We start from the raw sequence: 14,619 nt of genomic DNA, 5'->3' as shown, positions 1-14,619 counted from the left end.
ACTTCGGTAGATTGGACAGGCTCGGCGGGCTCAGAAGACTGGACGACTTCGGTAGCCTGTGTGCCAGATGTGCCCTCAGCCTCAGTCCGGTTCTCGCCATCAGCAACAGTGGCTGTCTCAACCTCAGTCTCAGACTGAACATTGGTTTCGGTGACAGCAACGGAATCGGGGATCGTCTCGGTCTCCGACTCGGACGGCACATCGGCAGTCTGAGCAGACTCGACGGTTGCAACAGGTTCCGGCGCTGCCACCGTACTGCCCTTGAATACGATTGATGAAACTTCGGGTTTGGCATCGTCGGCCTCATCGGAGCCAGTTGAATGTTCAGATGCAACAGTCACCGCCGGCTGGACAGAATTATCGACGCCCGGTCTCATCTCCACGGACTGCGTAGGATTCAGCACAACGAATACAACAGCGACCACGGCGCCAATCCAGATCACAAACCCAGTGACGATGTTTCTTGTCCGCTTTGTACGGACCGCTGTCTCTGATACCACTTCTGCGTTCATAACTCAGAATTTCCTCGATACCTGTCAATTATCTCACCGACCGTAAGAAAAGATCCAAACACCAAGACCCTGTCAGCGCGGCCCGCCGATGCGATTGCTGCTGCAAAAGCCTGACTGACATCAAAGTGCAGATGAATAGCGACATCGTCACCCAATACAGGGTGTACCCTGCGAAACAGTTTTCTTGCTGTAATTCCGCGTTCGTCGTGAATTCCACAAAGGTGCCATTCATCAATTGACGACCTGATGCAGTCAGCCATGACCTCTATCGGCTTTTCTGACAGCACCGACATCAGGGCGATCTCGCGTCCCGCGACCGGATTGCTGCTCAGGTATCTTTTCAACTCATTGACAGATTCAATGTTGTGCGCGACATCCAAAAGGACCTGCGGATTGTGCTGGACAACCTGCAAGCGACCTTCGAGTCTCGCATTTTGAAGACCCAGACGGATTGACTCATCCGGAATATCGAAAAACTTACGCGCCATGACCGCCACAGTGGCTGCGCCAGCCGCGTTATCGCGCTGACATCGACCGGCTATATACGGATAGGGCAAATCGAAGATATCGGACTCGCGGCGATTTGCAGCAAATCGCAAGTTCCATGTCGCGGTATCCGGGTCAACATCAAAATCCTCACCGTTCAGCAATAAGTCGAGCGACAGGTCAGCCGCGACCTTGCGTATGGATTCGGGCAGGTCCGTGTCAGTGCAGACTGCCAACTGATCGCTGCGCAAGATGCCAGCCTTCTCATATCCAATTTGCTCGCGGGTGTTGCCCAACCACTTCTCGTGATCGATACCAATGGATGTGATACATGCTATATCGGCCTCAAGCGTATTCACCGCATCCTTGCGACCTCCCAGCCCGACCTCCAAGATAGCGACATCAACCGATTCTCTCATGAAGTAATCGATCGCAATCGCAGTGCCGTACTCGAAAAACGTCAGAGGAACACTCCCGCGTTTTTCTTCCACGCGTCTGAATTCCTCCAGCAACGCGGTATTCGAGATGACGCGACCGTCAACGACAAACCGTTCGCTGAAATGCACCAGATGGGGCGATGTGTAAAGCCCCGTCCGATAGCCTGCGTGTCGAAAGATCGATTCGAGCATCGTCGCAACCGAACCCTTCCCGTTGGTACCTGCAACACTGATCACCTTGAATCCAATCGAACCCGATGTGATTCGATCAATCACCGTCCCTACCCTGTCCAAGGTTAAATCCATCGTTCGGTAGTGCAGCAGCTGAATATGCTGTATCCACGCGTCCAGTTCAGCGTTGGACTTCAACGGCAGATTTACGACGGTGTTTTCGCGACCGTCCGGATATTCTGTCTGTTGCATGTTACAACCCGTTTGCAAGACCTGTTGTCAGGGTTTGCAGAACTCCGTGAACTTCACTGCGAAGCTCGCGGCGATCCACTACCATATCAAGCGCACCGTGACTGAGATGGAATTCGGAACGCTGAAATCCTTCGGGAAGCGACTCCCGAACCGTCTGTTCGATCACACGCTGTCCAGCAAATCCGATCAGAGCTTTTGGCTCTGCGATGATAATATCCCCCTGCATTGCCAGACTCGCCGAAACCCCACCCATAGTCGGGTCGGTGAGTACCGAGATATACGGCAGTTCGGCATTGTGCATCTCATTGACCGCAGCCGTCGTTTTTGCCATTTGCATGAGCGAATACATCGCTTCCTGCATGCGTGCCCCGCCGCTTGACGAAAAACAGATCAGCGGCATAGCACCTTCCAAACTGGCATTGACCGCGTGAACAAACCGCTCTCCCACAACCGAACCCATTGAGCCGCCAAGAAACTCAAACTCGAATGCAGCCACTACGACCGGCATCTCCATCAGGGTCCCCTTTGCCACCAGCAAAGCATCTAACTGTCCAGTTCTCTTCTGTGCCTCACTCAATCGGTCTCTGTATTTTTTCCTGTCCCGGAATTTCAACTTATCCACCGGGCGGACGTCACCTGTCAGTGTCTCTGCACTGTCCTCGTCCAGAAACGAATCGATTCTGGTTCTTGCGCCCATCCGCATGTGATGATCGCATTTGGGGCATACATGAAGATTGCGCTCAAGCTCTTCCTGATAGAGAACCTCGGTACACTGCGGGCACTTCACCCAGATTCCTTCTGGAACGCCCTTTTTGGAAAGTCTCGCACCCGACTTGATTTTCGGCGGGAGCAGCTTTGTGAACCAGTTCATGCCACCTGTGACCCGACTGATTGATCGGCAACCTTCACAGCCGAAAAGAATTCGCTGATGGCTTGCCTGTTCTTGATGCCGGGACTGATTTCAACACCGGTACTGACATCCACTGCATCGGGCTGGACCGCCTCTATGGCTCGGAGTACATTCCCCGAATGAAGTCCGCCGGCGAGAATGACGGGCTGATCAAACGACGGCACCATGCCCCACGAAAACGTCAGTCCCGTTCCGCCGACCTTGTCGGGTTGATAGGCATCAAAAAGCAGCGCGCTGGCGTCGTGATACGTGTCACCCACTGTTTCCAGCTGTTCGGCGCTTCGTACACGAAATGCCTTGATGAATGGTATACCCGGCTCCCGGCATCGCTCAGGCGTCTCGTCGCCATGGAACTGGATGAAACTCGGCCTGACAACAGACACTATCTCATCGAGCAGCTGGTCGTCGGGGTCGACGACGACCGCCACGGAAGATATCGGCTCGGGCAGTTCGTCCTTGATCGCCTTGACCTTCGGGCCGGTCATGTTACGCTTGCTCGGAGTATAGAAAATATAGCCAAGCGCATGTGCTCCACACTGCAATGCATGAACTGCATCTTCCAGTCTGGTGATGCCACAAACCTTGACCTGCGTCCGGACACTATCCAACGGGCCACCTGAATCAAGAAAACGAGCGGATCGTTTCATTGCGAAATGATGTGCTAAGGATATGGAATTTCTGATTAGGCTTGGATAACGCGAATATAGCCGGGAACAGACGAATTGCGAGATGGAAACCTATGGAATTCTCGATACTGCGTGATTATATGCAATCGCCGGCATTCGGATTACCACAATTGCGCGATATTGTTGCTGACTGTGGACTGATTGATTACCAGAACCGGAATGCGGCAGGCGGGGCCGGCAAGGAGAATTCCAGAGGATATCGCACGTTCACGAAATACAATCCGTCTGCCGGTACCGTAACGCCAGCCTTTGTCCGGTCCTTGCCCGCCAGCACCTCACAAACCCAATCCGAATCCCGGTCGCCACAGCCGACCTCGACCAGGGTACCTGCGATAATTCGAACCATATTGTGCAAAAAACCGGTGGCTTCGACATCAATCCACACCCAGTCATCGCACCTTTTCACGTCAATTGCGACGATACGCTTGGTAGTCACCTTGTTCGAGCACTGTGCGGAGCGAAATGCACTGAAGTCGTGCTCACCCAACAAATTCTGCGCACACCCATTCATCCGTTCCACATCCAGCGCACGGGGGTACCAGCCAGTCTTGCCGGTCATGGCTCCCGGTCGGGCTCTTCGATTCAGCAAAATATAACGATATCGACGACTGATCGCACTGAAGCGGGCGTGAAACGTTTCCGGCACGACCTTGACCCAAAGCAGACTGGCTTGTTTCGGCAGTTTCGAATTGATCCCCATCACCCAAGAATGTTCGGATCTGGCACTGTCGGTATCGAAGTGAAATATTTGTCCACAGGCATGCACGCCCGAGTCTGTTCGTCCGGCACCGTGGACCTGTACCCTGTGATCGGCAATGTGGGATATCGCCGATTCCAATGCTTCCTGCACCGTGTACTGGCCGTGCTGAACCTGCCAACCGCAAAATCCGGTCCCGTCATATTCCATACAGCCAGCGATTCTCATTTCTGTGACACCCGCAAGAGTTTCATGCAGTTCGTTGAGTATAATTCCAACGACACAATTTTATCCTGACAGGTAACTGCGATTGAGTTCCCAACCCGAATCAAATATTGAGTCTTATCGCTCGGGACCGGACGAAACCGGTCATTTCGGCATTTACGGCGGAAGGTTTGTTGCCGAAACACTGATGCCTCTCATTCTCAATGTCGAGAAATCGTACAACCAGGCTCGACAAGACCCCGACTTTCAGGCTGATTTTGACTATTTTGCGAAGCACTATATCGGCAGGCCGAGTCCCCTATATCATGCCGCAAGGCTGAGCGAGAACCTGAGCGGACCGAAGATTTACTTCAAGCGGGATGAATTGAATCACACGGGTGCGCATAAGATTAACAATACCCTGGGCCAGATACTGCTGGCGCGCAGGATGAAGAAAACCAGGATCATCGCAGAAACAGGCGCCGGCCAGCACGGTGTCGCAACGGCAACCGTCTGTGCGCTGTTCGACCTTCCGTGCGTCGTCTATATGGGAGAGACTGATATAGAACGCCAGGCTCCCAATGTATTCCGGATGAAGCTGCTCGGCGCCGAAGTCGTTCCAGTCACTTCGGGTACCGGAACACTCAAGGACGCCATGAATGAGGCATTGCGTGACTGGGTAGCCAATGTTGAATCGACTTTCTACATCATCGGTACAGTTGCCGGGCCCCATCCCTACCCGCAAATGGTGCGTGAGTTTCAGTCAGTGATCGGAAACGAAACCCGTCAACAGATTCTGGAGGCCGAAGGCCGCCTTCCCGATTGCCTGGTTGCATGCATCGGCGGAGGTTCCAATGCAATGGGATTGTTCCACCCATTTCTCGATGAGCGTGACATCCGGATCATCGGCGTCGAAGCTGCCGGGCTGGGGGTGGAAACGGGAAAGCATGCCGCTTCCATCACCGGCGGACAACCGGGCGTGCTGCACGGGAATCGGACTTACCTGCTTCAGACTGAGGATGGGCAGATTATCGATGCACACTCCATTTCAGCCGGACTGGACTACCCTGGAATCGGACCCGAACATTCCTGGCTCAACGATAACGGTCGCGTCCAATACGTGTCAGTCACCGATCAGGAAGCATTGGACGCGTTTCAGTTGTGCTGTCGGACAGAAGGCATCATCCCTGCCCTGGAACCGGCGCATGCACTTGCGCACGTCGCCAAAATTGCTTCCGAATTCGACCGCAATCAGATTCTTGTCATGAACATGTGCGGTCGGGGCGATAAGGATGTATTTTCCGTTGCTGAGGCACTGGGAGAATCGATTTGAATCCGGGTTCACTCACAGACACGCGCATTACGCGAAAATTCGCCCAGCTCGGTGAACAGAACCGCAAGGCATTTGTCGCATTTCTCACCGGAGGCGATCCGAATTACGAAATCAGTCGGGACCTGATTTGCGGTCTGCCGCAAGCGGGCGTTGATCTGATTGAGGTCGGAATTCCCTTCTCCGACCCCATGGCAGATGGCCCGGCGATTCAAGCGTCCAGCCAAAGAGCGCTGAAAGCTGGAATGACACTGGCAAAGACACTGCAACTTGTGCGGGACTTCAGGGAACAAGATCAATCGACTCCCATCGTACTGATGGGATACTACAATCCCATCTATCGTTATGGAGTCGATCGTTTCGTTCACGAATGTACATCGAGTGGAGTCGACGGACTGATCATTGTGGACCTGCCGCCTGAAGAGGATATGGAACTGTGTGATCCGGCGCTCACCGCCGGATTGCATTGGATTCGGTTGGTGACGCCGTCGACCGATGACAGCCGGATTGAATCCGTGCTGCACAATGTAAGCGGGTTCGTCTACTACATTTCGGTGCTGGGCGTGACCGGAACCCGCAGCGCAATGACTGACCATGTTGACGAAGCGGTGACGCGCCTTCGCCAATACACTGATTTGCCCCTCGCAGTCGGCTTTGGCATAAAGACACCCGAACATGCCCGATCTGTTGCCGAAAAAGCCGACGGTATCGTGATCGGTTCTGCCATCGTCGACTTGGTCAAAGCGAACCTTGACCGCGACGGATCACCGAATCCCGGACTTGCACAAGCCGTTCACAGTTACGTCAGGGAAATCGCCGACTCGGTAGTCCAAGCCTGATCTCCTCTTTCTCAGCGCTAGGAAGCGCTCTTTTTCCGCACTAATTTGCTGTGGAACTCAAGTGCCTGCCGGCGCTGTTCGCAGTTCCCCCGAACCAGGATTTCGACTGTCAGGTGCTTGACCTCGGCCTCATCCTCCATGTCGACATAGACACGCACAAGATCCAATAACGTCTGCACATCGCCGAATTCAGAAATCGGACCCAACGTATTTCCACTGACTGTGTTGTCAACCACAAACGCCGATTCAGGCTCAGGATACTGCTTCAAGGGGTAACTGTCAGGCTTGATCAGTCTTCCGATCTCGGCTGCATGCAGACAAATCTGGATGCTTCGGTCCAGCCCCTTCGAAAACAACTCCGAAATCAAGTCATCATAGGCAGCCGAATCGGCAGTTGCCCGACAGGCGAGAAGATACATCACCGCGGTCGAGTCGACCGGCTGTCTTCGATGCTGTGCGAGGAGCAGCTTCTCGACGTCTTTCAACCGCCCTTCCTTGAGCATACCGACCATTGACCGTCCCGAGTGCGGGGCGGGCCGGGTACTCTTTGTTTTTTTGGCAGACGATCTCGAACGCCGCCTGCGTCGCAGTGTCGCGCTACGACGGGGCCTGACCAGCAACCCGAAAGCGATCGACAGGACAAAAATCGACCCGGAAGTCAGCATCAGGGCGATCAGAATCCAAAGTATTCGCGCAGTCGAATCCGAATCATAGCGTTCAATAACAAACTGAATCCGATGTTGGAGATTCGTGCCTTCGATCAACTCAAACTCGGTCCGAACCAAGTCAAGGAATCGTTTCAGACCAACGGTCAGCTTCGCAGCTTCACTTTGTTCAGCATCCATAAGACTGACTTGCGCAGACTCGGTTTGCTGATCAGCACCGTCGTACTGGGCAATCACTGCTGTCGAAAACAAAGCCGCTGAAATAGCGGCAGCGCAATAGAACCGGAATCTTCCTGCAATCGCTGGGCGAGGCAACTTTTTCAACGTTCTGCGTTGATCAGATATTCAGCAATCTGAATACTGTTCAGTGCGCCGCCCTTGCGTACGTTATCCGAGACCACCCACATATTGAGACCGTGCTCATGGGAGATATCCTCTCGTATCCTTCCAACAAACACGTCATCCCGATTGGCCGCGTCAGTGACTGCGGTTGGATACTCGAGCCCGTCCGGATCATCGATTACGGTAATGCCTTCGGTAGACCTGAGCAATTCGCGAGCCTGGGCTGCTGTAATCTTCTGTTTGGTCTCGATGTGCACAGCCTCTGAATGGCCGAAGAAAACCGGTATCCTGACCGTAGTCGGGTTGACCCGGATGGTGTCATCATTGAGAATCTTCCGAGTCTCCCACACCATTTTCATTTCCTCTTTGGTATAGCCGTTTTCCTGAAAAACATCGATATGGGGAATAGCGTTGAATGCGATCTGTCGCGGTGCGACCGACACCTGGGCATCACGTCCGCTCAGAAGCGCAGCCGACTGTTCCGCGAGTTCTTCCACTGCAGAACGACCCGCACCGGACACTGACTGATAGGTGCAAACATTGATTCGGTCAATCCCCGCCGCATCATAAATCGGTTTGAGGGCTACCAGCATCTGAATGGTTGAGCAGTTAGGATTTGCGATCAGCCGGTCGCGGCCGCTCAATACCTCACCGTTGACTTCCGGAATGACTAGCGGAATATCCGGGTCGTAACGAAATCTTGAAGTATTGTCAATGACTGTACAGTCCTGATCCACGGCCTTGCGCGCGTATACGTCCGATATGCCTGCCCCTGCCGAGAAAAGACCGTATTGAACATGCGAGAAGTCGAAATCCGAAAGCAATCCGATGTGAACTGTCTCCCCGTGAAACTCCAATGCGGTACCTGCAGAGCGCTCACTGCCGAGCGGATAGATATTCCGGACAGGAAAGTTCCTTTCCTCAAGGATGGACATCATCGCTTCGCCGATCATTCCCGAAGCGCCGACTACTGCAACATCATATTCCTGATTCATCTCACCTATCCCTCATTGGAGCCACGCTAATTCAAAAGATTACGAAGCTCACTGACAACTTCCGAACCCATCTGGCCGGTTCCTGCCAATACCGCACCTTCGACAAAAATATCATGCGTACGCAGGCCATTGTCGATCACATTCTCTACCGCCTGTTCAACCTTGTCGGCGAGATCGTCCTGCTTCAGTGTATAGCGCAACAGCATTGCGAGCGACAGGATCATCGCCAACGGGTTGACTTTGTCCTGTCCAGCGATATCCGGCGCGGTACCGTGTACAGGTTCGAACAATCCTTTCTGATTGCGATCCAGCGATGCAGAAGGCAGCATACCGATGGAACCGGTCAGCATTGCGGAGACGTCGGACAGAATGTCTCCGAACATATTGGTCGTCACGATAACATCGAATTGCTTCGGCTCCCGCACCAATTGCATGGCTGCGTTGTCCACCAGCATGTGACTGAGTTCAACATCCGGATAGTGGTTTCCTCCGACGTCGGTCACGATCTGGCGCCAAAGTTCAGTCGTCTCGAGTACGTTGGCCTTATCAATGGAGCAAACCCTGTTGTCCCGCTGACGCGCGATCTTGAACGCCACGTGAGCAATCCTGGATATCTCATCTTCATGGTAGACCAAGGTATTGACCCCCCTTCGCTTGCCGCAATCCAGAGTCTCAACTCCCCGCGGCTCGCCGAAATAGATTCCACCGGTCAATTCACGGATGATCAGTATGTCGAGTCCGGACACCAGATCAGCCTTAAGAGAGGACGACGACGCAAGGCAGTCGAACAGGATCGCCGGTCTCAGATTCGCGAAAAGATCAAGTTCGCGTCGAAGCCGCAGCAGTGCGGTTTCCGGACGATTTTCCCGCGGCAGACTATCCCACTGAGGACCGCCGGCGGCTCCAAAAAGTACCGCGTCGCTGTCTTTGGCCAACGACAGTGTACCGGGCGGCAGCGCATGCCCGGTCTTGTCATACGCAGCACCACCGAGATCTGAATACTCGCAATTGACATCGAGATCGGTGAGATTGCACAACTCATCCAATACCAACCGCGCCTGAGCCATGATTTCCGGCCCGACACCATCGCCTGGAATCAGCAGTAGATTGGCTGCCACAAAATACTCCTCACTAGAATTTGACAAGAATTACGCTATATTATGGGTAATTGATAGCGTAGAAAGAAAACAGTATTTTATCGGAAATTCGGTATTGCCAGATAGTCGATTGGATTTGATGAGTAAAAAGCGTTCCAAAAAAAAGTCTGTAACGTATGCAACTTTTCGTAATTTGGTATCGACGCTCGCCGACCAAATTGGCCATCACCAGATACCAATCGAACAGACGGCAATGCATCCAGCCGCGTTGATCACCTCCGACGCGATTCACTACGACATTGTCAAGAAACTGACGCGCGCGATCTATCGCGCCAACAGTTGCTATCACCTGAATGCGCCGATTTATTTTGAATCCACATTTGATGCAATCGGTGAGATTTATGGCGACATTGTCAACTCCGATGTATCTGACATCGATCAGGTGGAACTTGTTCATCAAATTGGAAGTGTGGCCGCAGAGTTTTTCAAGCAATACGATTCCTACCCCACTGCATTACAGGCTACACAATCCGCATTGCACTCGAGTCCCGGAAAAGGCAAAGTCCAGCAATCCGGGTAACAACCTGCCCAGCTGACCGTGAAATCCGCTTCGATGCAACGTCGTCAGCTGACCGCGACACACTGGGGAGCCTATCAGCCGATTGTCAAAAACGGCAGGCTGGTAGAGATGCCCGGGGTGGACTTTGACCCGGATCCCTCACCCATATCAGATGGCTGGATTGACGCTTACGATCATCCGGCGCGAATCCGTCAACCTTGCGTACGCAGAGGGTTTTACGAAAACGGGCTCAACTCGAACACAGCACAACGCGGTTGTGAACCCTTTGTCGGTGTCGATTGGGATACCGCTGAAAGAATTGTTGCCGACTCGTTGCGGGCGGTCAGGCGGGAGTACGGAAACGAGGCCATTTACGCCGGCTCCTACGGATGGGCCAGTGCAGGTAAGTTTCATCACGCACCCAGTCAGCTTTTTCGCTTCCTGAACTGCTTCGGCGGCTACACCTATTCCAAGAACACTTACAGTTTCGCGGCGGCCGAAGTGATCATGCCCCACGTGATGGGGAATTTCTTCATTCTTTTGGTCAATACCACGGCATGGCCATCTGTTTTGGACAACAGTGACCTTTTCGTGGCTTTCGGCGGCATTCCGATGAAAAACACGCAAGTCGAGTTTGGCGGACACGCCTGCCATGTTCAGTGCAACTACATGGAACAGGCTGCGAGACGCGGCATCAGGTTTGTCAGTGTCAGCCCGATCAAGGACGACATTGACCAGCAATTGAATTCGCAATGGCTTGCGATCGTACCGAATACTGATGTGGCCCTGATGCTGGGTCTGGCGCAGACATTGCTAAAGCACAATCTGCACAACCGCGACTTTCTTGATCGGTATTGTGTTGGGTTCGAGCGTTTTCGAGAATATCTGACCGGTGAGTCTGACGGCATACCGAAAACCGCACAGTGGGCGGAGTCGATCTGTGGAATCGCAGCCGATCAGATTGAGGCGCTGGCGATGCAAATGGCGCAAAACCGTACGATGGTTTCGATAACCTGGGCACTGACCCGGCAGGAACATGGAGAGCAAGCGTACTGGAGTGCTGTCGCACTCGCCGCAATGCTTGGACAGATCGGGCAGCCAGGCGGTGGAATCGGATTCGGCTACGGTTCGGTCAATGGCGTTGGCAATATGACCGGCAGACTGCGTTTTCAGAACTTGCCGACCGGCAGCAATCCGGTCGCCAACTTTATCCCTGTCGCCCGGATTTCCGATATGTTGCTCAATCCAGGTACCGAATTCGATTACGATGGCCAGCGATACACGTACCCGGACATCGAGATGATTTACTGGGCCGGAGGCAATCCCTTCCATCACCATCAGGATCTCAATCGACTGATCAAAGCGTGGCGCAAGCCAAAGTGCACAGTCATCCATGACTCATTCTGGACTGCTACGGCTCGATACAGCGACGTGGTGTTGCCAGTTGCCACGACACTTGAGCGCACCGATATCAGTTCATCGCCGAGAGACGCCTATGCGGTGCACATGGATCAGATACTGCCGCTTTTTGCCGAATCCAGAACCGATCACCGGATTTTCGCAGGCATTGCGCGTCAACTTGGATTCGAAGAAGAATTTACGCAAAACCGTGATGAACACGAGTGGCTGCGCCTGCTCTACCAGCAGACAAAAGAGACTCCGAATTCGGGCGGCGCGCACCTCCCCGAATTCGATGAATTTGTCAAAAATGGGTGGTTCAGGGTCGACGATCCTGCCAGACCGGGAATCCTGCTGCAACCCTTCATTCAGGATCCCGAGAATAAGCCGCTTCGAACTCCAAGCGGAAAGATTGAGATTTTTTCTGAAGTCATCGATTCATTCAACTATGCAGACTGTCCTGGACATCCGGCATGGATCCCGCCTTCAGAATGGTTGGGCAAAGACGGTATCGAATCTGACGAGCTGCATCTGATTTCCAATCAGCCATCGCCTCGGTTACATTCCCAACTTGATCACGGAATGCTCAGTCAGGCGCATAAACTGAACGGACGGGAGCCGATCCGGATCAACCGGGATGACGCAAGGGCAAGAAACATTGAATTCGGTGATGTAGTGAGAGTCTACAATCAACGAGGCGAATTCTTGGCGACAGCCAAGCCGGACGAAAATCTGCGCCAAGGTGTGCTTCAGATCGCGACCGGAGCCTGGTTCGATCCGGAAGACCCTGACGTTGAAAGGTCGATCTGCAAGCATGGCAATCCCAATATGGTCACACACGATCGCGGCACATCCAGATTGGGACAGGGTCCGGCTGCCATGACATGTCTCGTCAAAATCGAGAAGCTGAATCGACCGGCACCTGAAGTCAGCGCATTCGCACCGCCAACGATAACGTCTATTCACGTGGTTCAAGACAATCAATTAAAATGACTTTATTGGTATTTCAGGCTCCCTAGCAACAGGAGACGTTTCGATGTCTGAATCAAAAATTTACGAAATCCCGAATGATGTCGCCCAAGGTGCCCTCATCAGTGCTGAAAAGTACGCAAAAATGTATGCGCAAAGCATCTCCGAACCCGATGGCTTCTGGGCGGAACAGGCCGATGAATTTCTGCATTGGTTCAAGAAATGGGACAAGGTGAGCGAATATGATTTCAACGAGGGACATATTCGTTGGTTCGAAGGCGGTAAGCTGAATGCGTCATTCAACTGTCTTGACCGGCATCTAGAGACCAAAGGCGATCAGACAGCCCTGATCTGGGAGAGTGATGATGGCGATACTGTCAGGACTTTTACCTACAGTGAATTGCACGCGGAAGTCTGCCGACTGTCCAATGTCTTGAAGTCTCGAGGCGTCAAAAAAGGTGACCGGATCTGTGTTTACATGCCTATGGTGCCGGAAGCCGCCGTGACCGCACTTGCCTGTGCCAGAATCGGCGCGATTCATTCCATCGTGTTCGGCGGATTCTCTCCCGAGGCTCTGAAGGATCGAATTCTGGATTCCGACTGCCAAGTCGTCATCACAGCGGATGAAGGTCCGCGCGGCGGCAAGAACGTGCCGCTCAAGCAAAACGCGGATGCCGCCATGGAGTCTTGCCCGGATGTCCATACCTGCATCGTGGTGCAGCGAACCGGTGGTGATGTTGGCATGAAGTCCGACAGGGACATCTGGTACCACGAAGCCGTAGCGGAAGCTTCCGCGGTCTGTCCGGCCGAGGAAATGGATGCCGAAGACCCCCTGTACATTCTCTATACGTCCGGTTCGACCGGCAAACCCAAAGGTGTGGTCCACACGACTGCGGGATATCTTCTCTACGTCACAATGACGTTCAGATATACATTTGACTATCACGATGGAGAGGTGTATTGGTGTGGAGCCGACATCGGCTGGGTGACAGGACACTCGTACATCGTCTACGGACCATTCTCAAACGGGGCGACCAATGTGATGTTCGAAGGCGTCCCCGTCTATCCTGACGCGAGCAGGTTCTGGCAGGTCTGCGACAGGCATCAGGTCAACCTGTTTTACACCGCCCCGACGGCAATTCGCGCACTCATCGGAGCCGGCAACGAGTTTGTCGAAAAGACGAGTCGCAAGAGTCTGCGGATACTCGGCACCGTGGGAGAGCCGATCAACCCCGAAGCGTGGGAATGGTATCACGAGAAAGTTGGTGATCGGCGTTGCCCGATTGTCGACACCTGGTGGCAGACTGAAACAGGCGGTCACATGATCACACCGTTGCCAGGTGCAACCCGGTTGAAGCCAGGCTCCGCCACCAATCCATTTTTTGGAATTCAACCCTGTCTGGTCGATCCGGAAGGCAATGAAATCGAAGGTGCTGCAGAAGGCGCTCTGTGTATCAAGAACTCCTGGCCAGGTCAGATGAGAACTGTCTGGGGCGACCACGAACGCTTCATTCAGACGTATTTCAGTACGTTTCCGGGTATGTATATGACCGGTGACGGTGCACGACGCGATGAAGACGGATACTATTGGATTACCGGACGCGTCGACGACGTGATGAACGTATCAGGTCATCGACTTGGCACTGCGGAAATTGAAAGTGCCTTGGTCCTTCACTCGACGGTGGCCGAAGCTGCTGTTGTCGGTTTTCCGCATGCGATCAAGGGTGAGGCGATCTATGCCTACGTTACGACTGTGGCGGGTACCGTCGAAAATGAAGAACTGCGAACCGAACTGTTCAATATGGTACGCAACGAAATCAGTCCGATTGCCAAGCCCGATGTCATCCAATTCGCGCCGGGCTTGCCGAAAACCCGTTCCGGCAAGATCATGCGGAGAATCTTGCGCAAGGTTGCCAGCAATGAAGTCGACGATTTGGGAGACACCTCAACGCTGGCAGAACCGGCCGTTGTCGATGACATCATCAGAAATAGGACAATAACCAGCTGATCGGACGGGATTCGGGTCAGGTATTCCCGCCCCCGGCTTACGCAGCTATTGACGCTCATGCT

13 protein-coding genes are annotated in these 14,619 nt (G+C 53.5%); 5 read left to right on the top strand and 8 right to left on the bottom strand.

Annotation, left to right across the window (positions count from 1 at the left end; genetic code table 11):
* The 5 genes from OXI60_06625 to truA form a co-directional block, all read right to left on the bottom strand.
* On the bottom strand, positions 1–512 hold a 512-nt coding region (locus tag OXI60_06625), incomplete at its 3' end, for a hypothetical protein (GenBank protein ID MDE0309491.1).
* A complete protein-coding gene (locus OXI60_06620) occupies positions 509–1,858 on the bottom strand; it encodes a bifunctional folylpolyglutamate synthase/dihydrofolate synthase (GenBank protein MDE0309490.1) in 1,350 nt (449 codons plus the stop codon). The genes OXI60_06620 and OXI60_06625, both read right to left, overlap by 4 nt.
* 1 nt (position 1,859) lies before the next feature.
* Positions 1,860–2,729 carry an acetyl-CoA carboxylase, carboxyltransferase subunit beta gene (accD, locus tag OXI60_06615; protein ID MDE0309489.1) on the bottom strand — a complete coding sequence of 290 codons (870 nt, stop codon included), beginning with the start codon at positions 2,727–2,729 and terminating at the stop codon, positions 1,860–1,862.
* The gene (locus OXI60_06610) at positions 2,726–3,415 is read right to left on the bottom strand and encodes a phosphoribosylanthranilate isomerase (protein ID MDE0309488.1); all 690 of its coding nucleotides are present in this window, start codon (positions 3,413–3,415) and stop codon (positions 2,726–2,728) included. The genes accD and OXI60_06610 overlap by 4 nt, the downstream gene beginning before the upstream one ends.
* Before the next feature lie 184 nt (positions 3,416–3,599).
* Positions 3,600–4,379: a tRNA pseudouridine(38-40) synthase TruA gene (gene truA / locus OXI60_06605; GenBank protein ID MDE0309487.1), complete on the bottom strand. Its 780-nt coding sequence runs from the start codon at positions 4,377–4,379 to the stop codon at positions 3,600–3,602.
* Positions 4,380–4,461: 82 nt separating this feature from the next.
* Between truA and trpB the strand changes: the two genes are divergently transcribed.
* Together trpB and trpA are read left to right on the top strand one after the other, a co-directional pair.
* A complete protein-coding gene (trpB, locus tag OXI60_06600; protein MDE0309486.1) occupies positions 4,462–5,688 on the top strand; it encodes a tryptophan synthase subunit beta in 1,227 nt (408 codons plus the stop codon).
* Positions 5,685–6,524 carry a tryptophan synthase subunit alpha gene (gene trpA, locus OXI60_06595; GenBank protein MDE0309485.1) on the top strand — a complete coding sequence of 280 codons (840 nt, stop codon included), beginning with the start codon at positions 5,685–5,687 and terminating at the stop codon, positions 6,522–6,524. Before trpB ends, trpA begins: the two co-directional genes overlap by 4 nt.
* 17 nt (positions 6,525–6,541) lie before the next feature.
* Here trpA and OXI60_06590 read toward each other — a convergent pair whose 3' ends face one another.
* Genes OXI60_06590 through leuB form a run of 3 tightly spaced genes read right to left on the bottom strand, consistent with a single transcriptional unit; the run spans position 6,542 to position 9,644 of the window.
* The gene (locus OXI60_06590) at positions 6,542–7,513 is read right to left on the bottom strand and encodes a hypothetical protein (protein MDE0309484.1); all 972 of its coding nucleotides are present in this window, start codon (positions 7,511–7,513) and stop codon (positions 6,542–6,544) included.
* The gene (locus OXI60_06585; protein MDE0309483.1) at positions 7,510–8,526 is read right to left on the bottom strand and encodes an aspartate-semialdehyde dehydrogenase; all 1,017 of its coding nucleotides are present in this window, start codon (positions 8,524–8,526) and stop codon (positions 7,510–7,512) included. The genes OXI60_06590 and OXI60_06585 overlap by 4 nt, the downstream gene beginning before the upstream one ends.
* Before the next feature lie 26 nt (positions 8,527–8,552).
* On the bottom strand, positions 8,553–9,644 hold the full coding sequence (gene leuB / locus OXI60_06580; GenBank protein MDE0309482.1) for a 3-isopropylmalate dehydrogenase: 1,092 nt from the start codon (positions 9,642–9,644) through the stop codon (positions 8,553–8,555).
* 118 nt (positions 9,645–9,762) lie between these two features.
* On the opposite strand from leuB, the gene OXI60_06575 reads away from it, so the two are divergent.
* The 3 genes from OXI60_06575 to acs are packed head-to-tail and all read left to right on the top strand — an operon-like array spanning position 9,763 to position 14,557.
* Complete coding sequence (locus tag OXI60_06575) at positions 9,763–10,203, top strand: hypothetical protein (protein ID MDE0309481.1); 441 nt, start codon at positions 9,763–9,765, stop codon at positions 10,201–10,203.
* A gap of 33 nt (positions 10,204–10,236) precedes the next feature.
* Positions 10,237–12,573 carry a molybdopterin-dependent oxidoreductase gene (locus OXI60_06570; GenBank protein ID MDE0309480.1) on the top strand — a complete coding sequence of 779 codons (2,337 nt, stop codon included), beginning with the start codon at positions 10,237–10,239 and terminating at the stop codon, positions 12,571–12,573.
* A gap of 43 nt (positions 12,574–12,616) precedes the next feature.
* Entirely contained in the window at positions 12,617–14,557 is a 1,941-nt protein-coding gene (acs, locus tag OXI60_06565) for an acetate--CoA ligase (protein ID MDE0309479.1), read from the top strand.
* Positions 14,558–14,619: the final 62 nt, after the last annotated feature.

The organism is Acidiferrobacterales bacterium (genome assembly GCA_028820695.1).
In the GTDB taxonomy this organism is placed as follows: domain Bacteria; phylum Pseudomonadota; class Gammaproteobacteria; order Arenicellales; family JAJDZL01; genus JAJDZL01.
Note: the sequence above shows the minus strand (reverse complement) of the source record. Positions and strands in the feature narration are given on the sequence as shown.